Origin of the sequence: Kluyvera sp. CRP (assembly GCF_019930565.1) — a bacterium.
Classification (GTDB): Bacteria; Pseudomonadota; Gammaproteobacteria; order Enterobacterales; family Enterobacteriaceae; genus Kluyvera; species Kluyvera georgiana_A.
Map to the genome: position 1 here is coordinate 4,633,014 of NZ_CP082841.1, position 24,399 is coordinate 4,657,412.

The window sequence follows — 24,399 nt, forward strand, 5'->3', positions numbered from 1 at the left end:
CGATAATGTTCTATTCAGAGAATAGCAATGAGCGCAGCCCCGCCGCTTTATTTTCGATTTCCTGCCACTCCTGCTCGGGGTCGGAGCCTTCGACAATCCCGGCCCCCGCATACAGCCGCACGGTCTTGTCCTCCACCCTGGCTGAACGCAGCGCGACGCAAAACTCACTCTGCTGCCGCGAAAGATAACCCGCGGACCCCGCGTACTCTTCACGAGTGAACGGTTCAAAATGGTCAATAAACGCCAACGCCGCCGCTCTGGGTAACCCGGCGACCGCCGCCGTCGGCTGAAGCTGGAGCAGGCACAGCGTGTCGTCCGGTTGCGTGAGCTCTGCCTGAATGCGACGGCGCAGATGCTGTACCTTACGCAGGCGGACGATTTCCGCAGGCAGCACATCCAGCGCGTGCGTGACGTCCTGCAACCGCTGGCAGATATCGTCAACCACCAGGCCGTTTTCCCGCTGGTTCTTATCGTCGTGCATCAGCCAGTCGCCCAACCGCTGCGCGATGACCGGATCGTCATGCGCTGCCACCGTACCGGCTAGCGCCTCGGTCAGCAGCTGCACGCCACGTCGCCGCCATAAACGTTCCGGCGATGACCCCAGAAACGCCCGGCGAGTGTCAAACGCCATGTAGAAATGATAGCAAGAGAAATTGACCCGGCGACTGGCGGCCATCAGCGCACCGGCGTCCGGCGCATGGCTGAAAGTGAGGTCCGTCGCGCGCGCCAGCACCACTTTCGTGAACTCACCGTCGCGGATCGCCTGGGTCGCCTGCTGAATCAGCCGACACCAGCCCTCTTTGCCTGGACGATGGGTTTCGCTCTCCTGATGCAGCGAGAGTTCAGCAGAGGAATGATGGGCGCTGAGCGCCGCCAGACAGGCCCGCGCCCGCTCGGCGTCCTGTGCCAGCGAAGTCTCGCTCCACAGATTCAACCGCAGGGTGGCCCGGCCAGCTTCACGTCGCCATTCCAGACGCGGCAAAAACAGCGTGCCGCGTGTCGGTTCAAAGGCATTAACGCCACACACGCGGATGTCATCACGCGGCAGCGTAGCAAGAAAGGCATTCGCCTGCGCCAACGAGGAGAACGTGCACACGGTGTCCAGCGCGGCAATCTCTTCCTTGCCGCTGCGCTGCTGCCAGTAAAATTGTGGCCAGACCGCCTGACCGTTCAGCCAGGCGAGCGGGTCAAAGGCATCATTCAGAGGGAAAGCTGCTTCAAGGATTCGCATGCCGGGCAACGCGGGAAAATCGTCTGCCAGAAGCGCTGACAGGCGCTGCAACGCCGCTAAAATCGAACGCACGCCAACCTCCCTATCATAAAAACCACATAGTATAAGGGGTACTACCCGTAAATTGCAGTACCCACGATTAGGGAGTAAATAAGCGCGAAGGCAATATCGCACTGAAAATCAACGGACTTTGTCTTTTACTATAGCCAGGATTCGCGGTTATGCGCGCACCGCTTCGCGCGCCATACCCACGTGCGGAATGCCGTCCTCGTCATAAACGTCGGTGACGGTAATAAAGCCATACTGGGCGTAAAAATCGCGCAGATGCGCCTGTGCGCCGAGGTAGAGCGCCCGCTGCGGCCAGCGCTGCTGGCACGCGTCGACGGCCCGCGTCATAAGCTGATGGCCTAAACGTTCGCCGCGCACATCGGCGCTGACGATGACCCGGCCAATCACCACCGGCTCAATCTCTTCCTCGCTCACCAGAATTCGTGCATAGGCCACCAACCGGTCATCCTTCCAGCCCAGCAGATGACGGTTCTCGCCCAGCAGATCGTCACCATCCACATCGAGGTACGGACAGGTTTGCTCCACCACAAACACTTCGCAGCGCAATTTCAGCAGCGCGTACAGCGCCGGGACGGTGAGTTCAGAATGGTGCAAATCTTGCCAGCGAATCATGGTAGGCTCCTTAGACCTTATTTTTACCGCCAGGGGCGCGGCACTATGCAATTGACTTTTTTAGGCACATCCGCGGGCGTGCCAACCCGTACCCGCAACGTAACAGCAATGCTGCTGAACCTGCAACATCCGACCCAACCCGGGCTGTGGCTTTTTGACTGCGGTGAAGGCACTCAGCACCAGTTGCTGCATACGCCGTTTAACCCAGGCAAGATTGAGCGTATTTTTATCAGCCACCTGCACGGCGACCATCTGTTTGGCCTGCCGGGGCTGATTTGCAGCCGCTCGATGGCCGGTAGCGCTCAGCCGCTGACGCTGTACGGCCCAACGGGGCTGAAAGCGTTTGTTGAAACGACGCTGCGCCTGAGTGGTTCATGGACCGACTTCCCGCTGACGATAGTGGAGATCAGCGCCGGCGAGATCCTTGATGACGGGCTGCGCAAAGTGACCGCCTACTCGCTAAATCATCCGGTAGAGTGCTATGGTTTTCGCGTTGAAGAACACGACAAACCCGGTGCGCTGGACGCAAAACGGCTGATTGCCGACGGCGTCCCCTTCGGCCCGCTGTTCCAGAAGCTCAAAGCAGGCGAGCGCATTACGCTGGCGGATGGGCGTATCATCGACGGCGCTGACTATCTCGCTCCGGCGACCCCCGGCAAAAAAATCGCCATTTTTGGCGATACCGCCCCCTGCGAAGCGGCGTTGGCGCTGGCCCATGACGTTGATCTGATGGTCCACGAGGCTACGCTTGAAGCGGCGATGGCGGAGAAAGCCAATAGCCGCGGTCACTCCTCAAGCGAGCAGACCGCTAAACTGGCGCTGGCGGCCAACGCCAGGCGGCTGATTATCACTCACGTGAGTTCGCGCTACGATGCCGAAGGCTGTCGCCGTCTGCTGGCCGAGTGCCAGAGCCACTTTGCGAACTGCGAGCTGGCGGAGGATTTCGCCACCTTCACCCCAGAATAACGTTTTGCCTCAGCGTGCCGATAACTCAGCTAATAAGTTCACGCTGTATCATGCTGAGGGCACCATGGATAACTTCCAGAAAGAGATCGACGACAGGGCTAACCTGACCCTGTCCAACCGTTTTGAGCTGCTGCTGTTCCGTCTGGGCAAAGCCTCGCAGAGCGAGGCTTCAGAGCTGTACGGCATCAACGTCTTTAAGCTGCGCGAAATTGTCCCGATGCCTAGCTTCACCCGCCCCGCGGGTATTAAGCCGCCGCTGATGGGGATGGTGAATATTCGCGATCAGATCATCCCGGTTATCGATCTCGCCGCCGTCACGGGGTGCACCCCGAGCAACGGTCTGAATATTCTGCTGATTACCGAATACGCCCGCAGCGTGCAGGCGTTCGCCGTGGAATCGGTTGAGAACATCACCCGCCTCGACTGGACGCAAATCCACACCGCCGAGAAAGCGGTCAATGGTAAGTACATCACCAGCATCGCCTGCCTCGACGACCATCAGGAGAGCAACAACCTGTCCATGGTTATCGACGTGGAGCAAATTCTGTATGACATCACCCCGTCAAACCACGATCTGCACGCCAAAGCGCTCAATCCGCGTAAGTTCAACATTAAGCCGGGGGCAACGGCCATAGTCGCTGAAGACTCGAAAGTGGCGCGCGCGATGCTGGAAAAAGGGCTCAAGGCCATGGATATTCCCGCGCAGCTGCACGTCACCGGCAAAGAAGCGTGGGAGAAAATTGAGCTGATTGCCCAGCAGGCGGCGCAGGAAGGGGTACCGGTGAGCGACAAAATCGCCCTGGTGCTAACCGACCTCGAGATGCCGGAGATGGACGGTTTTACCCTCACCCGCAAGATCAAAACTGACCCGCGTCTGCGAAATATCCCGGTGGTGATCCACTCTTCGCTATCGGGCAACGCTAACGAAGATCACATCCGCAAGGTTAACGCCGATGGCTACGTCGCCAAGTTTGAGATTAACGAGCTGGCCTCGGTGATCGAGCAAGTGCTCAATAAATATGGCAATAAGAGCGACGCTGCGCTGCATTCAGTAAGGTGATCCTCCCTGTGGCTACGCGCTCTGTCGCGTAGCCAGCCCTCACCGGGCTATCTGCCGAAATGATCCCGGTCACAAAACGCAGTCATCATTTTTGGCATGCGATCAATCCCCTTCGCACAACAGATACTTGTTAAAGCCATGTTGCAACTGACTGCATAAGATTGTTAACGCTGATTAATGCGTAATACGCATCAGTCGATGATTTTAATGCGCTTATCTCCTTCATTATCCTGATCCAGTCTGCTGAAACAGGCGCGCTATAAGCGTCACGAACAGACTGGAGATAAAAATGCATCTACCTGCTACAACAATGACCATTCAGGCAAGGGCTGGCGCAATTTTGCGCGTCACTTCAGGTAACTTTCTGGAGCAGTTCGATTTTTTCCTGTTCGGTTTTTACGCCACCTACATCGCGCATACCTTTTTCCCCGCCAGCAGCGAATTCGCCTCGCTGATGATGACTTTTGCCGTCTTTGGCGCCGGTTTTCTGATGCGGCCAATCGGCGCGATTGTGCTGGGCGCTTACATCGATAAAGTGGGACGCCGTAAAGGGCTGATTGTCACGCTCTCTATCATGGCTGCCGGCACGTTTCTGATCGTCCTAATCCCCTCTTATCAGGCCATCGGCCTGTGGGCGCCGCTGCTGGTACTTTGTGGCCGTCTGTTGCAAGGATTCTCCGCGGGCGCGGAACTGGGCGGTGTATCGGTGTATCTGGCAGAGATTGCCACGCCGGGCAATAAAGGCTTTTATACCAGTTGGCAGTCAGGTAGCCAGCAGGTGGCGATTATGGTGGCCGCGGCGATGGGCTTCGCGCTGAATATGGCGCTGGAAGAGAGTACGATCCACGACTGGGCCTGGCGAATTCCGTTCCTGTTCGGCTGCCTGATCGTACCGTTCATCTTTTTGCTGCGCCGCAAGCTGGAAGAGACGCAGGAGTTCCAGACCCGTCGCCATCATCTGGCGATGCGGGATGTTTTCAAAACCCTGCTGGCCAACTGGCAGGTTGTTGTAGCGGGCATGCTGATGGTCGCTATGACGACAACCGCCTTCTATCTGATTACCGTCTATGCCCCGACTTTCGGTAAAAAAGTGCTGATGCTCAGTGCATCCGACAGTCTTCTGGTCACCTTGCTGGTCGCCATCTCTAACTTTATCTGGCTGCCGATTGGCGGCGCGTTGTCGGATCGTTTTGGCCGCAAAACGGTGCTGGTGACGATGGCGCTGCTGGCGCTCATCACCGCCTACCCCGCACTCAGCATGCTGGCTCACGCCCCGAGCTTCAGCATGATGCTGACAGTGCTGCTGTGGCTTTCTTTTATCTACGGCTTGTATAACGGCGCAATGATCCCCGCGTTAACGGAGATTATGCCGGTAGAAGTACGGGTGGCGGGGTTTTCACTGGCGTATAGCCTGGCGACCGCGGTGTTTGGCGGATTCACGCCGGTGATATCAACCGCATTAATTGAATATACCGGCGATAAAGCGTCACCGGGCTACTGGATGAGCTTTGCCGCCGTCTGCGCATTGTTAGCGACGCTGTATCTGTATCGCCGCCGGGCGCTCTCGCTACAAACCAGTCATTGAAGCCGCCAGCGCGTTAAGCTCCGTGGCGGTGTCCAACATGATACTGTTCGGTGATGAGCTTTTCTAACTCGGCGGCGACATAGGACTGCATCCGCCCGTTACGTCTGATAAGCCCCACCGTCCGTTTCACCTCCGGGTGAGTCAGCGGACGGTGGGTTAAGACCGAGTGTTCTGCGGCGGGCATCGACATGGCGGGCACCGCAGCGATGCCAATCCCCGCTTCAACCATCCCCAGCATCGTCGTCACATGCCGCGTTTCACAGATGCTGGGCCGCTCTGGCGTCACGTCCCCCAGCATTTGATCGAGCAAATTACGGTTGCCGGAAGTTTTATCGAGGCTGATATAGTCGTATTGATAAAATGCCTGCCACGTCAGGCTTTTTTGACGGGCGATGGGGTGATCGCGTCGACAGGCCGCCACGTAGACGTCCGCCACCAACGGCAAAAACTCGATATCCGGCTGTAAATTGCACGCAAAGCAGATACCGAAGTCGGCCTGTCCGCTGGCGACCGCGGCAATGACGTTTCCCGCGCTGCTATCGATTATCTTAACCCGAACGCGAGGATAACGCAGCTGGAAGCGGCGGATCACATCCGGCATAAAGTAATATGCCGCAGAGGGCACCGTCGCTACCGTCACTAACCCAACGCGATCCTGGCTCGCTTTATTGACGTCGGCCAGCACCGACTCGACGTTCATCAGCAGCTGACCGGAACGTTCTGCAAAAGTCTGCCCGTAGAGCGTCAACGTCACGTGGCGGGTGGTTCTGTCGAACAGCTTAACCCCCAGCGCCGACTCCAGCTTTTCAATCCGGCGACTTAATGCCGACTGCGAAAGGCAAATTGATTCCGCGGCAAGACGAAAGTTGCTGTATTCCACCAGCGCGCGAAACGCATAGAGATCGTTAAGATCAAAATTGACGGCCATCGCTGCGCGCCCTCTGTTTTGATAATGATCGCGGAGAAACACGGTTAACACATCTTTCGACGACGTCAATCCAGCGTGGGAATTTGAAGCGTGTTGCTGTCGAGTCGGCGTTCATGCACAGCCCCTGTTGTTCACATAAAAGCATCATATCAGCAACAAACGCATCGCGTCCCCCTATTCCAGCCGCCAGGGAAAGAGGTGAATCAGGTTACTGGCCAGCGGGTACAGGCCCAGGCTCTCGGTTCTGGCTTTCACTTCGTCCATAGGCAGACCGGGAATGGGCTCACGCCCTCCCCAGATAAGCAGGCCACGGCGGGCGTAATCCTCCATCACTTCGAGGGTTTTGCCATTATTCAGCCTGATCAATACCTTGTTGCCTTTGACTGTCTGCAGACAGCGCGCCGCATCGGCAATATGCATCGTTATGCCAACGCTATTTTCCTGATCCAGGGCCACGACAATGCCGTTTGCCGCCACGGGCGTGATGTTCAATGGCACCGGAGGCTGACAATCACTGCGAATAGACAGACCGTGAGGAATGGTCGGCGGTAAAGGTGTGGGGCTTTCAGAGAGCTCAAGCCGCATGCCGTTTGCAAATTCAACAATCAGCTGGCTGCCCTTTTGCAAAACCAGCTTGCCCTGTTCACTGACAAGAAAAATATTCATACGCGATGCTCTAAGGGGCCATGGTGTGGTCAACACGATTAATCATATAGGGGAAGAATGGGTTGGAGGACATTCGCATCAAGAAATCCAGTTCCACGACCAGCGTCGAACGCTCACCGCGTGCGGCGAAGGTGCCCAGGCTAATCCCAAATTCATTTCGCGGTTCGGGGTAACGTCCATAGAGGGAATCACTCATCGGGAACGGTAGCGCAATGTGGGACAGCGAATAAATATCGCGCGGATACTCAATGCCCAACGGTTCAACCATGTCATTCACCTCACCCGCAGGAAGAATGCGCGCTTCGCTATCGGTGGAGGTTGTCGAGGCGGTCGACACGATGGTGACGCCGTATTTTCGCGGTGGCGAGGGCAGCAACCGGGAGAGCGCCGTCGTCGACGAGGCCCGCAGCAATGGCGTCACGCTCGCCGCCGGATTCAGGTCAAACAGCACCACTTCACTGCCGTTTGCCGGCAGCCTTTCGTATAAGCCGGAGATAACGGCGGCGCTGCTGACCGTCGAATCCACTACCGACTGGAAGGTCAGTATCGGCGGCAGCGCATTCAGCGTGTGTTGTCGGGAAGCGGCAAGCAGCTGCGTTTGCAGCGCCTGGGTTAGCCCGTAAGACTGACGCGCGGCATTGACCGGGAACGAGTTGTATTTAAAAGGATTATATTCGGGGACAATGCCAAGCCACGCGGCTTTAGCAAATGCCGGAAACACCGCCGGCCAGCCCGCAACCCCGGCAAAACGGGCAAAAGCGGTAATACCGATCATCGGTGAGATCAGAATCACCTGCTGCGGTTTCGCCAGCATGGGGTCATCCAGCGCATCCAACGCGTATTTCAACGCCAGCGCCCCACCGTTTGAATATCCCACCAGATGCAATGGCAGCTGTTTTGCCGTCAGCGCTTTTGCCTCTCGTACCGCCAGCCGGGTGGCAGCAGCCCAGTCTTGCCAGTCCACATCCGTGAGAGCTCCGGGTACCGTGCCGTGCGCGGGTAAACGAATGCCAATCGCCACGTAGCCGTGCTGCTGATAGTTTATCGCGATGTGCCGCATGCTGTAGGGCGAGTCGGTGAGCCCATGCAGTAACACCACCGCCCCTTTCGGCTGGCCCTGCGGTTTCAGGATAAAGGAGCGATTCCAGTCGACGGCAAAATGGCCAGGATAATTCGCGCTTTTGGCGTAATAGCGATTGAAGGGGATCTGCTCATCAGGGGCTAACTTGTCGGTGACATTGACGCGAACGTCCTCAAAAAGGCGATTTTCCGCATTGATGTAATCCTGCCAGCTGGCTTTATCTATCTCTTTCGCGCGCATCTCGTGCGGCACAAAGGTATGCCAGCGCTGCAATGCAGGCTGGCTCTGGATGTCGTAAACACGCGTACCCAGCACGCCAAGCAGTACGAAAACCACCAGCAAAACAAAGCGTTTAGTCCATTTTATTAGCATGATGGTGATGCAGTTCCTTATGTCAGGCTCGCGGGGAATTATTCTTATTATGAATAATTTATAGCGTCTGTCCTAACTGATTCAGCATTCGAATTTTTGCCCGGCCAGTTGTCGGCGGCTTTAACCAGATAACCTTTGTACTGACTATCTGATGTAAAAGTATGTTACCCCCTTATTCATAATGAGTGCTGGTAACCCGTATTCTTGCTCTGCTGCCCGGTAAATAAATACCCATTCTGGCAGCTCTTTACTTAGTTTCTGCAAAACGCGCAGATCTTTTCGGGCAAGCTCTGGCGTATTAATGACATCTCCGCGGGAAAGCGTACCGACATGCAGCGAGCTAGCCCCCATTACACCACTGAACAGGTAACTTTTTCCGTCTGAATTACGTGTCAGGAAAGTTGTGATAGGGGTGTCAGCGAGGAGTGGACATTCTGTCAGGAATCACAGGATTGCTGTTTCTCCATAACCGGTGATCCATTTGAATCATATGAACACTACTGATTTTCATTTTTTTGACAATGGCAAAGTTGACACTTAATTGAAACTAAACAGAGGACAGTGGACGGATTAACAGGCGTACATTTCTATTATGGTATTTAACATGATTCTGGTATTGAAAACCAAATCGCTCAGCCAAATAATTTGAACGCTGGTTTTCTTCCGCAATAATACAGCATACCGGGGAGGTAAATGTCTGGTCGGCCCAGCCTAAGATCGCTGCCAATGCCTCATTGGCGTAACCCTTTCCGCGCATTTCTGCGATAATTGTCCATCCGGCTTCTGGATAGGTTAATGCTGGCTCAATATTACGATGCGCATCCTGAAACCCAAATGCGCCAATATAAAGATGGGTCGCTTTCTCAAAAACGGCCCAGTAACCATAGCCTAACGCTTGCCAGTGGCCTATATAACGTAACAAGCGGGCCCATACTGCTTCTGACGTGGGAACTTCCCCGCCATTTATCTTAACCATTTCTGGATCAGCCCAGCATGCCTGAAGAGCAGAAAAATCTTCCAACGCGAAATGTTTTAGAATTAAGCGCTCAGTCTCTAGCTGAGGAGCCTGCTGCAAAATCATCATATCTCCTTGAATAGTCAGGTTACATTGGCTGTTTTTTTTAATATAAATTGCAATCAGACTAAAACATTAACATAAAATTAACAATAAATTCTTCCCACAAAAATCATCTGTACGCATCATTATCGGCAATCAGTCAATAAACATGATGCTCCAAAACAAAACGGTTCGCTTTTGGCACTGAGCAGACAAGCTAACAGAACTGAAGGTTCCTATGAGCGAGGAGCAGACCTGATTGTACAAAGCATGTAGCCAGATTACGGTGAATTCACTGATTGACAAGTGAGTCAAATCTGACGAGCATCCAAGGAAACAAAACTGCGCTAACGTAACCAAATCTGAATAACTGATCGGTTCACGAGGACAACAAATAGTGTCATTTAATAATAAAAACCTGTTTATTACTTTCTTATCCCTCTGCACATTTCAGGCTTATGCAGCACAATGCACTGGGGAAACCTTCGCTAAAAACAAACTGAACAACTTCATCCTTCTGAGCCAGCAGACAAGAACTGAAATTCCCAAATCTGTATCAATGACTATTGATAGTCCTGATGGGTATCTCCGCACATCGGTTCAAAGCAACTTCAGTCAATGCGGTGAGCTAATTGGCGGCCATATGAAAGAGGTCAAAACCTCAACAGGCCAGGAAACCGTTTTCACGGCAACCTCTGAAATTCAGTTGAATAAAACAGAATTTGGCTGGAGCATCCAGGGAGACTCAAACGGGGTCATAACCGATAAGAAAAGCCAGAAAACCACACAGGTATATCAGCAGACTCTTGAGGGAATGTACCAGCTTAACAATAAAGGAATTATCAGCCGCGCGATTAATCGATCAATTATCGCGGCCACAAAACCGGAAGATAAAGACAAAACCACAGTGAGCACAATCGACTACGCCTTCAATTCGTCAGGATTACTGGCAAGCGCAACAAGCAAAGGAAGTATGGCGATAGATAATAATACGATTGTATACAGTTATGATGACCATCATCGCCTGATCAAAACCCAGTCACCCTCAACCATAGAAGAGTATGGCTATGATAACCAGGGCCGCGAGTTGACCCTGAGCAAGACCCAAACCTATTTCACCATCGAAAAAAATCTGACCACCTGCGAGGAGTGGAACACACATGGAGAGTGCACTCATGCCAATATGGATATTACGATCACCCCAACCGATCGGACAGGTAAACAATATGTCGACAAACATAACGCCGTAATGACGGCGAAATATGAATACTGGAACTGACCATTTCACCTACTACTGTAAGTATCCCTACAAAAGAACCACCAACTTTTCACTAAACGATTATGAAGGAGGTTATGGCATGGTCTTAATCAGGACGCCAAAGTTAAAAGATATACCCTCTCTAAGTAAGTTGTTTCTGCAACTGGGATATCAAACAGAGGGAGAACGCTTAGAAAAGCACATTGCGCAGGAGCATACCGGTCTTAGCATATTGGTTGCCGAATCAGAAAAAGAACTTTGCGGGGTTATTGTGATGAATTTTATCACGCCTCTGCATGAAAATAGCTTATGGGCATTAATTTCAGCTCTGGTCATAGATGAATCATTGCGAGGGGCAGGGATCGGGCGGAAGCTCCTCATCGCCGCTGAGCAAATCGCCCTGGAGAAAGGATGTTCTCAAATTGAGCTTTCAAGCAGTGAAAGAAGAGTCAGAGCACACAAGTTTTATGAAGATAATGGTTATCAGGAAGTGAGGAAGCGTTTTGTTAAACACCTCGACGACGTTCCCGTTGTAAATTAACGCCCTCGCAAGGTTTGCATTGTTCGCTCCTGGCGCAAACTGCGAAGCATGGTATCCCGTAGCATCCGCCGTTTCCCGGATGCACAGTTTCTTTACCTGCCGGTATGAGGTAAACAGCCAGACGACGTTTACCCAACATTTATCACAGTCAAAAAATGCCCCTCCCCGTCCCAATCCCTCGGATAGCTGGCCTTTAATCATCCCGGCGCATGGCAGACCGCCTCAATATTATGACCATCAGGGGCAATGACAAATGCCGCATAGTAGTTTTCACCGTAGGAACGTAAGCCTGGCGCTCCGTTATCCTGGGCGCCCGCACGCAAAGCGGCATTGTAAAACTCATCAACTTGCTGCCGGGTTTTGGCGACAAACGCCAGATGCAGAGGAGCCGGTTTGTCATTCGTGTGGAACAGGCAAAGTGAAACATTGTCGGAACTCATTTCAACACCGTAATCCGGTGTGCCTTCATCGATAAGCTTCACGCCAAGCGGCTGAAGCGCGTTGAGGAAGAACGTTTTACTTTTTTCGTAATCACTTACGCCGAATTTCACATGATCGAACATTATTTATTCCTCGGAAAAGATGAACAAATAAAGAGTATAGAAAGAGATTTAAGTTAAATTCATTTAAGAACGCGTCAATGTGATGAGCATCAATTTTAAAGATCGCGATATCGACAGCATCAGTCCTGTTTGTTTTTTTAAGCTCCGCCCGAGCATCCTGAAATAAAATTAAATAACAGGAAACTCAGATATCAAGCGCGGCCTTAATTGCAGCTTCCATTTTCTCCGGGGTCGTCAACGGCGCAAAACGTTTAAGCGGTTTGCCGTCGCGGCCAATCAGAAACTTGGTGAAGTTCCACTTGATTCGCCCACCCAGCACGCCGGGCAACGCATCCTTCAGATAACAAAACACCGGGTGCGCCGCCGCACCGTTGACTTCCACTTTCTCGAACATCGGGAAGCTCACACCATAGTTGATGTGGCAGGTCTGCGCGATGTCATCTGCATTTCCGGGTTCCTGCTGACCAAACTGGTTGCAGGGAAAACCCAGCACCACCAGCCCCTGGTCGGCATACTTCTTGTAGAGCGCTTCAAGACCTGCGTATTGCGGCGTGAAGCCACAATGGCTGGCAGTATTGACTACCAGAACCAGCTTACCGGCGTAGTCGGCCATCGGGATAAGCTGACCATCCAGACTCGTCGCGGTGAGTTGATAAAAACGATTCATATCGGGATCCTTATGGCAAAACATTGTCGTCATCGAAGCAATTCCGATTTCCCACCACGCAGCCGGTTAACAGCAATACACCTGCGAAGGCCTGGGCAGCTTCCTTAACCAAATCGGGTTTTGGTGAGCAACGGGCGGCAAATCAGCACCATCGCCACGGCGCTACACAGGGGAAACAGCGCCAGCAAAAGCCAGGGATAGATGGCCTGCGTTGAGGGGGTCAGCGCCTCGTCAAGCAGCCCGCCAAACGCTAAATTCCCCGCCAGCACCGCGACGCCGCCGGCAGTAGCGAGCGCGCCATAGTGCGCGCCAAGCGTCGACTCCTCAGCAAAACGGGGGATCAGATCCTTAGCCGACGGCACCAGCAGCATTTGCCCTAAGGTCAGCAGCGTCACAAAACATATCGACGGAATCAATCGCTGCCAGCCTTCTGCCGGCGGCGTCGAGGCGAACAGCGCCACGCTGGCGAAAGCGGTGGAGAGCAGCAAAAAGCCCACCGGCAGGATCCGGACGGCCCCCACGCGATGAGCAACACGCGCCAGCGGCAGCTGCAACGCCACAATCAGCAGCGAGGCGAGCATAAACAGCGGCCCGAGATCTTTTTCACTGCCGCCCGCGCGCTGGATCTCAACGGGCAGCGCCAGATAGAGTTGGTTATAGCTTAGCAGCCACGAACTGTAGGCGATAATAAACGCCACAAAACGCGGCTGACGAAATGTCGTCCACCACGGCAGGATGTTGATCTTCTGCGTGCGTCGCGGCGCGGCGGGCAAAGCGAAGGAGAGCAGGATCAGCGCAACGATAAAAACCCCTGCCCCCGCCAGCGCAACCTGACGAAAACCAAAGCCCGTCAGCAGCGCGCCCAACGCGGGCCCCAGCACGGCACCAAGCTCACCGCAGACCGCAAACAGCGCGAACCACTCCGCGCGGCTGCGTTTGCCGCTCGCCTCACTTTGTGTTCCCGCTTTGGCCAGCAATGCTTCAATGGAGGGTGAAAACAGCGCCCCGCCGATCCCCGTCAGGCAGGCTCCCAGAATAATCGGCCACAGCGATTGGCCCAGCGCCAACAGCAGATATCCCACAACCCGGATAACACAGCCAATCAGGATAATCGCACGCGCGCCAAACCGGTCGGAGAGCGCTCCACCGATAATAAACATCCCCTGCTGTGAGAAAGTACGCAGCCCCAGAATCAGGCCAATCAGCCCACCGGAAAGCAGCATGTCGTCGCGCAGAAATATCGCCAGAAACGGCACTACCGCATAGAAGCCGATATTAAAGACAAACTGGCTACCCAGTAATACCGGCGGCCAGAGCGTCGTGGCGGGGCGCAGGGGAAAACGCAGCATGCAATTATCCGGCCTTAAACAATAAAGTGGATATGTTTTTTACCATGGAAGCGGGAAATCTCAATTTTGGTCTTCACGCGAAAAACATCCCACAGCAGTTCCTCACTAAGAATATCCTGCGGCGTTCCGCTGGCGATAATTTGCCCTTTTTGCATCACAATCAGCGAATCGCAGAACATGGCGGCATGGTTCAGATCGTGAATAGCCACAATGCTGGTCACCGGCAGTTCGCTAATCAGCTGCATTAACTGCATCTGGTGATGAATATCGAGATGGTTGGTCGGTTCATCAAGCAAAATCTCCGTCGGCGTCTGCGCCAAAGCACGGGCGATATGCACCCGCTGACGCTCCCCGCCGGACAAACTCAGCCACCCCTGCTCGCTTTTATCCAGCATATCGACGCGTTGCAGCGCCGCGGTGACGGTTTCGTCATCGTGCGTGCTCCAGTTAGAAAACGGCGTATGATGCGGAATCCGCCCCAGTTTGACCACGTCGCGAACGCGCATATTGGCTTCGGTCATACCGTGCTGCTCAACAAACGCCACCCGGCGAGCAAGCTGCTTTTTCGCCATCTTCGCAATGTCTTTATCATCGAGCGTCACGCAGCCCGCATCCGGGCGACGCAGGCCTGCAAGAATGCGCAGCAGCGACGATTTGCCGCAGCCGTTAGGGCCAAGCAGCCCCACGGTTTCACCGCGCGCAACCTGTAGCGAAACGTCGTTGACGATGACCTTTTTACCGACCTTCCAGGTAATATGTTCAGCGCAGATACTCATCACTTATTCCTTGAACGGTAGATAATGATGGCAAAGAATGGCACGCCGACCAGCGCCGTCACCACGCCTACCGGCAGGCTTTGCGGCGCGATCAGCAGGCGAGAGGCGATATCCGCCAGCACCATTAAAATCGCCCCGGCCAGCGCACAGGCAATCAGCAACGTGCGGTGTAGCGGGCCAAAGAAGAAGCGCATCACGTGGGGCACCACCAGCCCAACGAAACCAATCGAGCCGGCCATGCTGACGATGGTCGCGGTGATAAGCGCGGTGGTGGTAAAGAGGATGAGGCGCACCCAGGGGACCGCGATCCCCAGCGAGGCGGCGGCATCGTCGCCAAAGGTGAATGCATCCAGCGCCCGGGAATAATACAAACAAACGGCCAGGCCAATCACCACCACCACCAGCACCAGCTGGAATTCCGGCCAGCGCACGCCGCTAAAACTGCCCAGCAGCCAGAACATCACGTCACGCGCCTGCTGCGCGCTGGCGGAGGTGCTGATGGTGTAGGCGGTAATGGCGTTGAACAGCTGAGAAGCGGCAACGCCCGCCAGAATAGTGCGTTCGTTCCCCCCACGGGCGCCGTTGGTCAGAAAAGCCACGAAGGCAAAGGCGGCAAAGGCCCCGGCAAACGCCCCGGCGGACAGCGATACCGCGCCGGTGCCGATACCCAGCACGACCACGGAAACCGCCCCCGTCGACGCCCCGGCAGAAACGCCGAGGACATAGGGTTCCGCCAGCGCATTCTTCAGCAGGCTCTGTAACACCGCGCCGCAGATAGCCAGCCCCGCGCCACAGCAAGCCGCTACCAGCGCGCGGCTCAGGCGAAAGTCCCAAATCACGCTTTCATAGATACGATTAAGCGGAACGTCGGTCAGCCCCATCTTATTACCGATGGCGTAAAAGACGTTTTGCAGCGGGATGGCAAGCTCTCCCACGCTGACGCCAACCGCAATCACCAGCAATAACAAGATGATAGATAGCAGGCACGAGGTGGTCAGAAACAGCCCCTGTCGCGACGCAATAGCGGCAGCCGTCATCAGTTGAGCCCCAGTTTTCTGAGCTGTTCGCCCACCTGTTCAGCGCCGTAGAGGGTGCGGATGGTCGGGTTCATCGCCTGCCCGTCCATCACCACGATATGGCCTTTTTTCACCGCATCCAGCTGGCTGACCGCCGGATCGGTTTTCAGGAATTTGATTTTTTCTTCTGCGTTATCCAGCGCCCAGCGGTTGCGGTCGAGGCTGGAGACCACAATCACATCCGGGTTCGCCGCGATAATGCTTTCCCAGCTTACCGTCGGCCATTCGGTTTCAGACGTAATGGCGTTATGGCCGCCCAGCACGTTGGCGATAAAGCCAGAGGCGCTATTTTTCCCCCCAACGTAGGCATCGGCTGAAGGCGATGCGCTGGAGAACCAGAAGACGAAGGAGAGATCTTTTTTATTCTTGCTGAACTCCGCGCGCAGCGCATTTTCACGCTTTTTGAAATCCGCCACCAGCGCGGTGCCCCGGTCCTGCACATTAAAAATGGTGGCGAAGTCTTCAATCTCTTTATATAGCCAGGTCATATCCCAGAGCTGCTGGCGGCTGCCGTACATATCGCCCGTGCCTTTTTTGGTGGCGCACATGCCGGGTGAAACATAGCTGTTTACGCCGAGGGTCGCGAAGTCTTCTCGTTTAGCCACTTTACTTTCCGGGCCTAATAAGAGGGGGTTTTGTGACGGAACAAAATCAGGGTTTTGCGCCAGAATAGATTCAAGCGTAGGAATCTCCACCGTCAGCAGTTTGATTTTTTCATTCTGCTTCGCCAGCTGTGGCAGCACCTTCGTTGGCCAAAAGGCGCTGGCGACCACGTTATTTTGCAGGCCGAGCAGCAGCAAAATCTCAACCGTATTTTGTCCCAGCGCCACAACGCGCTCCGGCGGTTTGCTGAATGTCTCTTGATAGCCGCAGTTTTCAATGGTCAGAGGATAGGTCGTTGCCATAGCAGAGCTGACCGACGCCAACACCAGGCCCAACGCGCAGAGGGTCTTTTTCATTTAAACGCTATCCTTCATCAAAAGGGTTATCGGAAACCGGGTGGTCTTTTTTAATGTAAATGAAACTCATTACTGAGGCGGAGTTTTATACAATGACCCATTTAGGGTGTCAATGAGAGATAACGCCCGCGGGTTAGCATGACCGCGGGCAGAATGCGTTGAGGGTTAGAAAGCGCGAAACGGCGAGAAATAATAGATGGCGATGGTGGCTGAGATACTGACGATGACGCTGATCATAAAGTAGGTTTTAAAGGGCTGCTTTTGGGTTTTATGGCGAAAAACCTGCTGCCCGACCATCGCGCCAACCCATCCCCCTACCACGCCAAAGAACAGCAGCGTCGCTTCCGGCACTCTTCGCCAGTCCTTGCGAGCCGCCATCTTATCGACCCCGTAAATCACCAGCGTCAGCAGGTTCGCCAACAGCAGCCACATCATCACAGGATGCGCGGTAAACAGGCTCGCGATCGCCGCGATGGCCAGCAGCAAATAACACCAGCGGTTGAGATTCATAGAATTAACGGCAGTCCTGTTTAAAAGATTTTAACGCCGCATTATACGCAGTGTCGGCGGCGGGAAGATACCGACGCCGACTCTCCCAACGCTAATTCACCGCCAGACGCAGCGCCAGGTCTTGCGGATACGGGTCGAAATAATTCTGCGTTAACAGATAGCCATCCGGGTATTCCGCAAGATAGTGTTTCAGTAGCGTCATCGGCGCAAGAATGGGCAGCACCCCCGCACGATAATGAAGAATCACATCCCGCAGCTCCGTACGCTGCCGCGTGTTCAACTGATTACGGAAGTAGCCCTGAATATGCATCAACACGTTGGTATGGTTTTTACGCGACGCCGGTTTCTTGAGGATGGCCATCAGCTTATCGCGATACGCCTCAAAGAATGCGTCCAGATCCTCCCACGTATGCAGTGAGGCGACAAACGGCCCAATCTCCCGATATCCGGCCTGGTGATGCGCCAGCAGCTGCAGTTTATAGCGACTATGAAAATCAAGCAGCGCCCGCCGCGTCAGGCCATTTTTACGCAGTTGCTGTAGCTCATGCAGCGCAAAGACCCGCTCAACGAAGTTTTCTCGCAGCAGCGGATCGTGCAGCCGCCCGTCTTCCTCAACCGGCAGCCACGGGTACTTCGCCATCAGCGCAGCGGTAAACAGACCCGTCCCCTCTTTACGTCCGCGATTGCCCTTCTCGTCATACAGCCGCACCCGCTCCATCCCGCAGCTGGGTGATTTGGCGCAGACGATAAAACCGGAGAGCTCGCCTAATCCGGCCAGATACCCGGCGCTAAAGTCGGCCATTTTTTCACTGACGTCTTCGTGAGGCGCATGGCTGAACCGCATGCGGATATCGCCTGCGGTGGTTTGCACCAGCCGCAGCGCCGGGCGGGGGGTCGGCAGGCCAATCGCCATCTCCGGGCAAATTGGCCGGAATGATACCCACTGCGCCAGCCGGTCCATCACAAAGTCCGTGCGTTTATGGCCGCCGTCGAAGCGCACGGGCGCGCCGGTTAAACAGCTGCTGATTCCAATCACCGGTTGCGTTTTCATGGCGTCCTCCTCGTTATGGCGCTTTACGGGAGAAGAACAGCGTCACCGTACCGACGGTGAAACCGAATTTCTTCATCTCGGTTTTGTTAAACAGATGGTTGCCATCCTGCAGATACATCCAGTCGTCAAAATGCAGTAGCCAGGTTTTGCCGTTGGCTTTCACATTCATGCTGTAATGCCAGTTGAACGCGTTTCCCGCCGCCTGCCCTTTGGCGACCCCTTCGATGTCTCCGGCGGTTCCCTCATAACGATCGTCGCCAAGCCGTCTGATGTGCCACACCCGCTGCTGCTTCTCGCCATCGTCATAAACAAACCGTTCATTCAGGGTTAAGGTATTGCCCACCACGTCACCATTGATAGCCACGTGGAAACGTCGCAGCTGTTTGCCGCTGCGATCCTGAACCATCCCCCAGGCCTGGGTTTCCCCCTGGAAATACTGGAAAATATCCAGCCGAGGTTGCTGCTGGCGGTAGTCGGCGATGTCGGCGCTACAGCCGGTCAGTTGCATCATCAAGGGCAGAGTTAAAGCCAGTAAACGTTTCATTTTTGACCTCCAGTGAGCTGTTGACGCAGCTCCGGGTATTGCGTACGCGGATCGAGCCAGATGGCGAGAAAGTTTTGGCTGAAATCCGCCGACTGTCGGGGCCCCAGCGGCATAAAGCGCGTTTGCGCCGCCGAGGCGCGGTACCAGAATTGCCCCTGTTTATCGTTCAGCACAAAGGCCAGCTGCGTACCCGGTTCGACGTCCGGCCATAATTCCGCCAGCATGCGCAGCCAGGCCTGACTCTGCGCCTCACGCGCCAGAATCCCCTGCGCCTGCCACTGCTCGCGGGTGGCGTTAACCAGATCCTCCCGCTCAATATGCCGCGCGTAGGTGATGATCAGCGCCTGATCCTGGGTTAAACCATGATATTGCCCGTCCGGCGCGCGGAGCTGGGAGGTATAGACCGTGAACGGCCCCCAGGTCAGCGTCGCGTCGCCGACTTTCCGCCAGCTTAACCAGTCCGCAGCAACGGCCGATGGCGCAGCGACCGCCAGGCACAACAGCATCAGTAGCGCAGATTTCATTGCCGCCTCCCCAACAGAATGTGAAATAACAGCATTAACACCAGCCAGCCTGTCGTCAGCGCGCCGACGACGACAATCGTCGGTTGCAAAAAGGTGATGGCGCCCAGACGTTGTCCCAGCCAGTAGGCGATCGGTCCGCCGCAAACCGCCATCAGCGCCAGTATCCATCCCGGCAGCGTGGTTGAACTGGCGAGCTGCGTCCAGACCGTCGCGAACATCAGCCATAGCGCAATCATCCAGAGCGGCAGTACGCCTTCGCCATGAAAATCAATCAGCCCCGTCAGCGCCCAGAGCGCATCCAGACAGCTGCCCGCCACCGCCAGCAGTAACGCGTATAAACGGCGCGCGGTGGGCAGCAGCATCAGGGCCAGAATGGCTATCCCGAGCCACAACACCAGTCCTTGCTCCCGAAAGAACACCACCAGAAACCAGTAAAGGTCGAAGCCGACGGCTAACAGAAAAATCTGCAGATAGCGTTTCATACGCGCTCTGCCGTCAGTTGCACCACGCTTATCGTGCGGGCGTTGAAACCGGCCTCGCAGTAGCCGAAGTAGTACAGCCACATCCGGCGAAAGCGTTCGTCGAAGCCCAGTTTCTCGATATCCTGCCAGGCGTGGGTAAAACGCTGCCGCCAGTGCGCCAGCGTGCGGGCATAGTCCGGCCCCATATCAAACAGGTTGCGCACCACGAAATCGGTATGCCGCGTCATCAGTTCGCTCATCACCGTGATGCTGGGCAAAAAACCGCCGGGGAAGATATAACGCTGAATAAAATCAACGCTTTTGCTGTAGTCGCGATAGCGCTGATCCTGAATGGTGATCGCCTGAATCGCCATTTTTCCCCCCGGACGCAGGCGCGCCTGGCAGGTGCGGAAGAAGGTGGGAAGATAGCGCTGGCCGACGGCCTCAATCATCTCCACCGAGACCAGTTTGTCGAACTCCCCGGTGAGATCGCGATAGTCACACAGCAACACCTGCACCCGATCCTCAAGCCCGGCGCGGGCAATGCGCGCTTTCGCCCACAGGAACTGCTCCTGCGAAAGCGTGGTGGTGGTGACGCGGCAGCCATAATGTCGCGCGGCGTATTCCGCCATCGCGCCCCACCCCGTACCAATCTCCAGCAGATGATCGCTGGCGGTCAGCGCCAGCTGCTCGCAAAGACGCGCCATTTTGGCCTGCTGAGCCTGCGTCAACGCCTGCTCATCGTCAGTAAACAGCGCGCTGGAATAGAGCAGCTCTTCATCGAGAAAGTGCGCATAAAATTCATTACCGAGGTCGTAATGCGCGGCGATATTTTCTCGCGCCTGCTGGCGATGGTTGCGACGCGTCCAGTGGCGCAGGCGTTCGATGGGCCTGCCCAGCAGACGAAAGCCGTTCTCCAGCTTTCCTAGCGTGCTGCCGTTGAGCGCAAAGATCTCCAGCAATGACGTTAAGTCATGCGTTTGCCACTCGCCGTCAATCCAGGCTTCCGCCGCCGCCAGGCTTCCTCCGGTCAGCGCCCGCCAGTACACCCGGGGGGAGAGAATATGCACTTCGGCGCGCAATGCGGCAGACGCGTCGCCAAACTGAAAGGCTTGCGCCCCTTCCCGCACCGTCAGCGAGCCGTGGCGAATGCCGCTCAGCAGCCGGAAAAGCAACCAGCGCGCGATGCGGACGTTGCGCGGAATATCGGGTTCAAGCGCAAAGACGGGATCGGTCATGATCGTTTACTCCTGCTCACGGATGGGTGTATAGCGGCACGCGCTTGAGCCACAGCTTCAGCGCCTGCCAGTAAATAGCGAGTACGGTTTTCAGCGTCATCAACGGGATGCGCAGCAGCAGTGAACGCAGGTTTGTTCGCGTCAGCGGCTCGCGTTTCAGCGTCAAGGTGGCATCAAATATCTTCGCCGTCTGATGATTTTCGATGTGCATATGCAGCGTTTTGCCTGGCGGGTTAAAGCGCCAGTGATAGATCATGTCCATCGGGTTAAACGGCGAGACATGGAAGGCTTTTTCCACCGGCCGCAGCGCCTGGGCGTCGACGGCATAGTAGTGGCGCTCATTCCACGGCGTATTACGGACTTCGGCCAGCACCCACCGCAGGCTGTCTGAACGGTCATAGCAGTAGTAAAAATTGACCGGATTAAAATGGAAGCCGAGGTAGCGCAACTGCGTCAGCAGCATAACGCGGCCATCAGGCTGCTCGCCGGTCAGCAGGGCAAGCTGCTCCAGCGCACGCTCTTTTAACGGCGTTCCCAGCGGATAATCTGCATCATAGAACGCCGCCGCCGCGAAGCGATTGCGCTTCACCCCCACGCCGGGAAGCTGTGGCAGTTCATCCAGATCGAGCCAGGCCATAAACACGTGGTAGCAAAACTGGTGCGCCTTGGGCTGAAAACGGCGATGGCGTAACACGCCCTGGTAAAGGCAGCTGTTCATTTGAGCGCCCCTATTCCGTGCACGACATCCAGCGCGCTGCGAACCCCGTCCTCGTGAAAACCGTTATACCAGTAAGCGCCGCAGAACCAGCTGCGATGTAACCCGTTGATCTCGCTGCGACGCGCCTGCGCGCGCCAGCTTTCCGGGTTAAACAACGGGTGCTCGTAAACAAAGCGTCGCCAGATGTAGCGGTCGTCAATCGGGGCGTCGGGATTGAGCGTGACGCAGAACAGCGGGCTGCCTGCGGGCAACCCCTGCAGAATATTCATGTTGTAGGTGACACAGGCGCTGTCCCGCTCCTGTTCGCTCAGCCGATAGTTCCAGCTTGCCCAGGCGCGTTCACGCACCGGCAGCCAGCGGCGGTCGCCGTGTAACACCACTTCATTGCGCTGCCAGCCGATAGCGCCCAGAACGTCTCGCTCGGCAGGCGTGGGTTCCTCCAGCATCGCCAGCGCCTGTCGGGAGTGGCAGGCGAAAATCACCTGATCGAAGCCGTGGACGGCGTCTTCAAGCTGGATTTTCACCCCGCCCTCGTAGCGAATCACCTGCTGTACCGGCGCGTTGAGGCGCAGCGTCAGGCGAGCGCCTGACTGTTCCAGCATCGCGCGGATATACTCCCGCGAGCCGCCGGGTACCACATACCACTGTGGACGGTCGCGGATATCCAGCAGGCCGTGATGCTCAAAGAAGCGTAAAAACAGCGGCAGCGGAAAACGGCGCATTTCGTGTAGCGATGATGACCAGATTGCCGCGCCCATCGGCAGGATGTAATGACGGGCAAAAAAGGCGTCAAAACGGTGCTCTTCGAGGAACATCTGCAAAGTGGCGCACGGGTCGGCATCGTTTAACGCCTGTTTGGCCAGACGATTAAAACGGACAATCTCCTTCAGCAGCCCCCAGAATGCCGGGTTCACGAGGTTACGTCGCTGGGCGAACAGCGAGGTGAGCGTGTGGCCGTTATATTCAAGGCCGCTTTGCGGGTTATGCACCGAGAAACTCATCTGCGTTTTCTGGCCGTGGATACCCAGTTCGCTCAGCAGCCCCATAAAACGCGGATAGGTGCGGTCGTTGTAGACGATAAAGCCGGTATCAATGGCGTAGTGTCCCTGCGGCGTAGCGACATCAACCGTCGCGGTATGGCCGCCCGGCGTCGCTTCCGCTTCAAAAACGGTGACCTGATGATGGCCGGCGAGCCGCCAGGCGCAGGTCAGCCCGGCGATGCCGCTGCCAATAATCGCGATCTTCATGAGCGCACCATCCTGCGTAACAATACGCGTTGCAGACATGCGGGAAGCCCGGCTAACGCGCGTAGCGCGATGCCAAAAGCGGTCGGGAAGGCGATATGATTTTTCCCTTTCGCAATCCCGCGGCGAATGGCTTTCACCGCATATTCCACGCTCACCTGAGCGGGCATGGGGAAATCATTTTTGCGGGTTAGCGGCGTATCGACAAACCCCGGAGAAACCACGGTCACGGCAACGCCTTTCGGCTCCCAGTCCAGACGCAGACAGTCGGCAAACCAGCTTAACGCCGCTTTCGACGCGCCATAGGCTTCCGCCCGAGGGAAGTGCAGCCAGTGCGCCATTGAACTCACCAGCACCACGCGGCTGCCGCTAATCAGCTGCGACTGCAAGGCTTCCAGACAATTGACCGGCCCCATGAAGTTGGTGGTCATCACCCGCGCGACCCGCTCAGCGTCGATGACGCCGCGTTCGAGATACTCGCAGGTTCCGGCACACAGAATGACCAGATCGGCGTAGCACCCCTGAAGCGCCTGGCGACAGGCATCCAGGTCGGTCATGTCGAACTGCAGCGCGGTGATGTTGGGGCTGTACAGGCGCAGCGTTTCCAGGCGCAGGGCATCGCGGCCGCAGGCAATGACGTGATAACCGTCATCGGCCCACGATTTTGCCAGCCCTGCGCCAATACCGGAGGTTGCGCCGGTGATGAGGACAGTCATCATGAGCGCACCCTCCGTTTGACGCCACGCACCGCCCAGCCCAGCACCGGCAGGTGTTCGTAGAGCATCTCGCCGGCATCGTAGTAATCGCGCTGGTGAACGATCCGGTCATCCTGAATCTTAACCATCGAGCACCCTTTCAGGGCCAGCGATGCGCCTGCGGCAATGCGGGGATGCGACCAGTGCATGGTCCACGCCACGGCACAACGCGGCGCGTCATACAGCGGCGTCTCAATGGCAAAGCGGCAGGCGTTGACGTTAGCCAGCAGGTGCGTGAAATAACGCTGGATCGTCAGCAACCCGCGATGGGTGCCGAAAGGATCGACAAGCGTGGCATCCGCATCATAGATCGCGGCAAGCGCCGAAGCGGGCTGGCTGTCCAGCCCGGAGTAGTAATCAACAAACCTGTCGATGACGGATGGCAATGCGCTCATAGATCCTACCTTGTCGTGCAACAACATCGTGTGATGGCATACTTAAAACTTACACAATTAATAAAATTTGTCCAAGTTTTGGATGAAATAAATTTTTAATCCTTTTAAATTCAATTTGATAAAAAGCATTCTGTGATGGGTTT

General features: G+C 55.7%; 27 protein-coding genes. 5 read left to right on the top strand and 22 right to left on the bottom strand.

The features are described from left to right. Positions 1-10 precede the first annotated feature (10 nt). Positions 11-1,303, bottom strand: a complete 1,293-nt coding sequence (gene menF, locus K7B04_RS21950) for an isochorismate synthase MenF (RefSeq protein ID WP_223803029.1) — start codon at positions 1,301-1,303, stop codon at positions 11-13. A gap of 147 nt (positions 1,304-1,450) precedes the next feature. Further along, positions 1,451-1,912 carry a GNAT family N-acetyltransferase gene (locus tag K7B04_RS21955; RefSeq protein ID WP_223803030.1) on the bottom strand — a complete coding sequence of 154 codons (462 nt, stop codon included), beginning with the start codon at positions 1,910-1,912 and terminating at the stop codon, positions 1,451-1,453. Between the two features lie 45 nt (positions 1,913-1,957). Between K7B04_RS21955 and rnz the strand changes: the two genes are divergently transcribed. The 3 genes from rnz to K7B04_RS21970 all read left to right on the top strand — a co-directional run bounded on the left by rnz (position 1,958) and on the right by K7B04_RS21970 (position 5,523). Beyond that, the gene (rnz, locus tag K7B04_RS21960) at positions 1,958-2,878 is read left to right on the top strand and encodes a ribonuclease Z (protein WP_223803031.1); all 921 of its coding nucleotides are present in this window, start codon (positions 1,958-1,960) and stop codon (positions 2,876-2,878) included. Positions 2,879-2,942: 64 nt separating this feature from the next. Beyond that, complete coding sequence (locus K7B04_RS21965) at positions 2,943-3,938, top strand: chemotaxis protein (protein WP_223803032.1); 996 nt, start codon at positions 2,943-2,945, stop codon at positions 3,936-3,938. Positions 3,939-4,227: 289 nt separating this feature from the next. After that, a complete protein-coding gene (locus K7B04_RS21970) occupies positions 4,228-5,523 on the top strand; it encodes an MFS transporter (protein WP_191091020.1) in 1,296 nt (431 codons plus the stop codon). Positions 5,524-5,536: 13 nt separating this feature from the next. Here K7B04_RS21970 and K7B04_RS21975 read toward each other — a convergent pair whose 3' ends face one another. The 4 genes from K7B04_RS21975 to K7B04_RS21990 all read right to left on the bottom strand — a co-directional run bounded on the left by K7B04_RS21975 (position 5,537) and on the right by K7B04_RS21990 (position 9,651). Further along, positions 5,537-6,451 carry a LysR family transcriptional regulator gene (locus tag K7B04_RS21975; protein ID WP_163449052.1) on the bottom strand — a complete coding sequence of 305 codons (915 nt, stop codon included), beginning with the start codon at positions 6,449-6,451 and terminating at the stop codon, positions 5,537-5,539. A 174-nt stretch (positions 6,452-6,625) separates the two neighbouring features. Next, positions 6,626-7,117 carry a hypothetical protein gene (locus tag K7B04_RS21980; protein ID WP_223803033.1) on the bottom strand — a complete coding sequence of 164 codons (492 nt, stop codon included), beginning with the start codon at positions 7,115-7,117 and terminating at the stop codon, positions 6,626-6,628. Positions 7,118-7,127: 10 nt separating this feature from the next. After that, entirely contained in the window at positions 7,128-8,570 is a 1,443-nt protein-coding gene (locus K7B04_RS21985; RefSeq protein ID WP_223803034.1) for an alpha/beta hydrolase, read from the bottom strand. Between the two features lie 547 nt (positions 8,571-9,117). Next, entirely contained in the window at positions 9,118-9,651 is a 534-nt protein-coding gene (locus tag K7B04_RS21990; RefSeq protein ID WP_223804214.1) for a GNAT family N-acetyltransferase, read from the bottom strand. A 373-nt stretch (positions 9,652-10,024) separates the two neighbouring features. On the opposite strand from K7B04_RS21990, the gene K7B04_RS21995 reads away from it, so the two are divergent. Together K7B04_RS21995 and K7B04_RS22000 are read left to right on the top strand one after the other, a co-directional pair. Continuing rightward, on the top strand, positions 10,025-10,906 hold the full coding sequence (locus tag K7B04_RS21995; RefSeq protein ID WP_163449054.1) for a hypothetical protein: 882 nt from the start codon (positions 10,025-10,027) through the stop codon (positions 10,904-10,906). A 79-nt stretch (positions 10,907-10,985) separates the two neighbouring features. Then, positions 10,986-11,426, top strand: coding sequence for a GNAT family N-acetyltransferase (locus K7B04_RS22000; protein ID WP_167577254.1), 441 nt, complete (start codon positions 10,986-10,988; stop codon positions 11,424-11,426). Positions 11,427-11,623: 197 nt separating this feature from the next. Here the strand turns inward: K7B04_RS22000 and K7B04_RS22005 are convergent, their stop codons facing one another. The 16 genes from K7B04_RS22005 to K7B04_RS22080 all read right to left on the bottom strand — a co-directional run bounded on the left by K7B04_RS22005 (position 11,624) and on the right by K7B04_RS22080 (position 24,256). Next, the gene (locus tag K7B04_RS22005) at positions 11,624-11,989 is read right to left on the bottom strand and encodes a VOC family protein (RefSeq protein ID WP_163449055.1); all 366 of its coding nucleotides are present in this window, start codon (positions 11,987-11,989) and stop codon (positions 11,624-11,626) included. 184 nt (positions 11,990-12,173) lie between these two features. Further along, positions 12,174-12,656: a glutathione peroxidase gene (locus tag K7B04_RS22010; RefSeq protein ID WP_163449056.1), complete on the bottom strand. Its 483-nt coding sequence runs from the start codon at positions 12,654-12,656 to the stop codon at positions 12,174-12,176. 104 nt (positions 12,657-12,760) lie between these two features. Then, positions 12,761-14,005, bottom strand: a complete 1,245-nt coding sequence (locus K7B04_RS22015; protein WP_223803035.1) for an MFS transporter — start codon at positions 14,003-14,005, stop codon at positions 12,761-12,763. 14 nt (positions 14,006-14,019) lie between these two features. Then, the gene (locus K7B04_RS22020; RefSeq protein ID WP_223803036.1) at positions 14,020-14,781 is read right to left on the bottom strand and encodes an ABC transporter ATP-binding protein; all 762 of its coding nucleotides are present in this window, start codon (positions 14,779-14,781) and stop codon (positions 14,020-14,022) included. After that, positions 14,781-15,818 carry an iron chelate uptake ABC transporter family permease subunit gene (locus tag K7B04_RS22025; RefSeq protein ID WP_163449059.1) on the bottom strand — a complete coding sequence of 346 codons (1,038 nt, stop codon included), beginning with the start codon at positions 15,816-15,818 and terminating at the stop codon, positions 14,781-14,783. The genes K7B04_RS22020 and K7B04_RS22025 overlap by 1 nt, the downstream gene beginning before the upstream one ends. Next, on the bottom strand, positions 15,818-16,816 hold the full coding sequence (locus K7B04_RS22030; protein ID WP_163449060.1) for an ABC transporter substrate-binding protein: 999 nt from the start codon (positions 16,814-16,816) through the stop codon (positions 15,818-15,820). Before K7B04_RS22030 ends, K7B04_RS22025 begins: the two co-directional genes overlap by 1 nt. 165 nt (positions 16,817-16,981) lie before the next feature. After that, entirely contained in the window at positions 16,982-17,326 is a 345-nt protein-coding gene (locus K7B04_RS22035) for a DUF1294 domain-containing protein (RefSeq protein WP_223803037.1), read from the bottom strand. Positions 17,327-17,417: 91 nt separating this feature from the next. Beyond that, positions 17,418-18,377, bottom strand: a complete 960-nt coding sequence (locus K7B04_RS22040; protein WP_223803038.1) for a DUF523 and DUF1722 domain-containing protein — start codon at positions 18,375-18,377, stop codon at positions 17,418-17,420. Between the two features lie 13 nt (positions 18,378-18,390). Beyond that, positions 18,391-18,921, bottom strand: coding sequence for a DUF3833 domain-containing protein (locus K7B04_RS22045; protein WP_223803039.1), 531 nt, complete (start codon positions 18,919-18,921; stop codon positions 18,391-18,393). Further along, on the bottom strand, positions 18,918-19,445 hold the full coding sequence (locus K7B04_RS22050; protein ID WP_223803040.1) for a hypothetical protein: 528 nt from the start codon (positions 19,443-19,445) through the stop codon (positions 18,918-18,920). Before K7B04_RS22050 ends, K7B04_RS22045 begins: the two co-directional genes overlap by 4 nt. Beyond that, on the bottom strand, positions 19,442-19,927 hold the full coding sequence (locus tag K7B04_RS22055) for a DUF2878 domain-containing protein (RefSeq protein WP_163449064.1): 486 nt from the start codon (positions 19,925-19,927) through the stop codon (positions 19,442-19,444). The genes K7B04_RS22050 and K7B04_RS22055 overlap by 4 nt, the downstream gene beginning before the upstream one ends. Then, positions 19,924-21,144 (bottom strand): cyclopropane-fatty-acyl-phospholipid synthase family protein, encoded by a 1,221-nt coding sequence (locus K7B04_RS22060; protein WP_223803041.1) that lies wholly within the window; start codon positions 21,142-21,144, stop codon positions 19,924-19,926. Before K7B04_RS22060 ends, K7B04_RS22055 begins: the two co-directional genes overlap by 4 nt. A gap of 16 nt (positions 21,145-21,160) precedes the next feature. Then, positions 21,161-21,862 carry a DUF1365 domain-containing protein gene (locus tag K7B04_RS22065; RefSeq protein WP_223803042.1) on the bottom strand — a complete coding sequence of 234 codons (702 nt, stop codon included), beginning with the start codon at positions 21,860-21,862 and terminating at the stop codon, positions 21,161-21,163. Further along, the gene (locus K7B04_RS22070; RefSeq protein ID WP_223803043.1) at positions 21,859-23,109 is read right to left on the bottom strand and encodes an FAD-dependent oxidoreductase; all 1,251 of its coding nucleotides are present in this window, start codon (positions 23,107-23,109) and stop codon (positions 21,859-21,861) included. Before K7B04_RS22070 ends, K7B04_RS22065 begins: the two co-directional genes overlap by 4 nt. After that, entirely contained in the window at positions 23,106-23,825 is a 720-nt protein-coding gene (locus K7B04_RS22075; protein WP_163449068.1) for an SDR family NAD(P)-dependent oxidoreductase, read from the bottom strand. Before K7B04_RS22075 ends, K7B04_RS22070 begins: the two co-directional genes overlap by 4 nt. Continuing rightward, positions 23,822-24,256, bottom strand: coding sequence for a nuclear transport factor 2 family protein (locus K7B04_RS22080; RefSeq protein WP_163449069.1), 435 nt, complete (start codon positions 24,254-24,256; stop codon positions 23,822-23,824). Before K7B04_RS22080 ends, K7B04_RS22075 begins: the two co-directional genes overlap by 4 nt. Positions 24,257-24,399 lie beyond the last annotated feature (143 nt).

Coding starts and splice junctions, on each gene's coding strand:
- K7B04_RS22075 (WP_163449068.1), bottom strand. CDS start 23,825: ATGATGACTGTCCTCATCACCGGCGCAACCTCCGGTATTGGCGCAGGG.
- K7B04_RS22040 (WP_223803038.1), bottom strand. CDS start 18,377: ATGAAAACGCAACCGGTGATTGGAATCAGCAGCTGTTTAACCGGCGCG.
- rnz (WP_223803031.1), top strand. CDS start 1,958: ATGCAATTGACTTTTTTAGGCACATCCGCGGGCGTGCCAACCCGTACC.
- K7B04_RS22050 (WP_223803040.1), bottom strand. CDS start 19,445: ATGAAATCTGCGCTACTGATGCTGTTGTGCCTGGCGGTCGCTGCGCCA.
- K7B04_RS22025 (WP_163449059.1), bottom strand. CDS start 15,818: ATGACGGCTGCCGCTATTGCGTCGCGACAGGGGCTGTTTCTGACCACC.
- K7B04_RS22020 (WP_223803036.1), bottom strand. CDS start 14,781: ATGAGTATCTGCGCTGAACATATTACCTGGAAGGTCGGTAAAAAGGTC.
- K7B04_RS21980 (WP_223803033.1), bottom strand. CDS start 7,117: ATGAATATTTTTCTTGTCAGTGAACAGGGCAAGCTGGTTTTGCAAAAG.
- K7B04_RS22035 (WP_223803037.1), bottom strand. CDS start 17,326: ATGAATCTCAACCGCTGGTGTTATTTGCTGCTGGCCATCGCGGCGATC.
- K7B04_RS21955 (WP_223803030.1), bottom strand. CDS start 1,912: ATGATTCGCTGGCAAGATTTGCACCATTCTGAACTCACCGTCCCGGCG.
- K7B04_RS22060 (WP_223803041.1), bottom strand. CDS start 21,144: ATGACCGATCCCGTCTTTGCGCTTGAACCCGATATTCCGCGCAACGTC.
- K7B04_RS22010 (WP_163449056.1), bottom strand. CDS start 12,656: ATGAATCGTTTTTATCAACTCACCGCGACGAGTCTGGATGGTCAGCTT.
- K7B04_RS22015 (WP_223803035.1), bottom strand. CDS start 14,005: ATGCTGCGTTTTCCCCTGCGCCCCGCCACGACGCTCTGGCCGCCGGTA.
- K7B04_RS22055 (WP_163449064.1), bottom strand. CDS start 19,927: ATGAAACGCTATCTGCAGATTTTTCTGTTAGCCGTCGGCTTCGACCTT.
- K7B04_RS22030 (WP_163449060.1), bottom strand. CDS start 16,816: ATGAAAAAGACCCTCTGCGCGTTGGGCCTGGTGTTGGCGTCGGTCAGC.
- K7B04_RS21970 (WP_191091020.1), top strand. CDS start 4,228: ATGCATCTACCTGCTACAACAATGACCATTCAGGCAAGGGCTGGCGCA.
- K7B04_RS22045 (WP_223803039.1), bottom strand. CDS start 18,921: ATGAAACGTTTACTGGCTTTAACTCTGCCCTTGATGATGCAACTGACC.
- K7B04_RS21965 (WP_223803032.1), top strand. CDS start 2,943: ATGGATAACTTCCAGAAAGAGATCGACGACAGGGCTAACCTGACCCTG.
- K7B04_RS22065 (WP_223803042.1), bottom strand. CDS start 21,862: ATGAACAGCTGCCTTTACCAGGGCGTGTTACGCCATCGCCGTTTTCAG.
- K7B04_RS22005 (WP_163449055.1), bottom strand. CDS start 11,989: ATGTTCGATCATGTGAAATTCGGCGTAAGTGATTACGAAAAAAGTAAA.
- K7B04_RS22080 (WP_163449069.1), bottom strand. CDS start 24,256: ATGAGCGCATTGCCATCCGTCATCGACAGGTTTGTTGATTACTACTCC.
- K7B04_RS21985 (WP_223803034.1), bottom strand. CDS start 8,570: ATGCTAATAAAATGGACTAAACGCTTTGTTTTGCTGGTGGTTTTCGTA.
- K7B04_RS21975 (WP_163449052.1), bottom strand. CDS start 6,451: ATGGCCGTCAATTTTGATCTTAACGATCTCTATGCGTTTCGCGCGCTG.
- K7B04_RS22070 (WP_223803043.1), bottom strand. CDS start 23,109: ATGAAGATCGCGATTATTGGCAGCGGCATCGCCGGGCTGACCTGCGCC.
- K7B04_RS21990 (WP_223804214.1), bottom strand. CDS start 9,651: ATGATTTTGCAGCAGGCTCCTCAGCTAGAGACTGAGCGCTTAATTCTA.
- K7B04_RS22000 (WP_167577254.1), top strand. CDS start 10,986: ATGGTCTTAATCAGGACGCCAAAGTTAAAAGATATACCCTCTCTAAGT.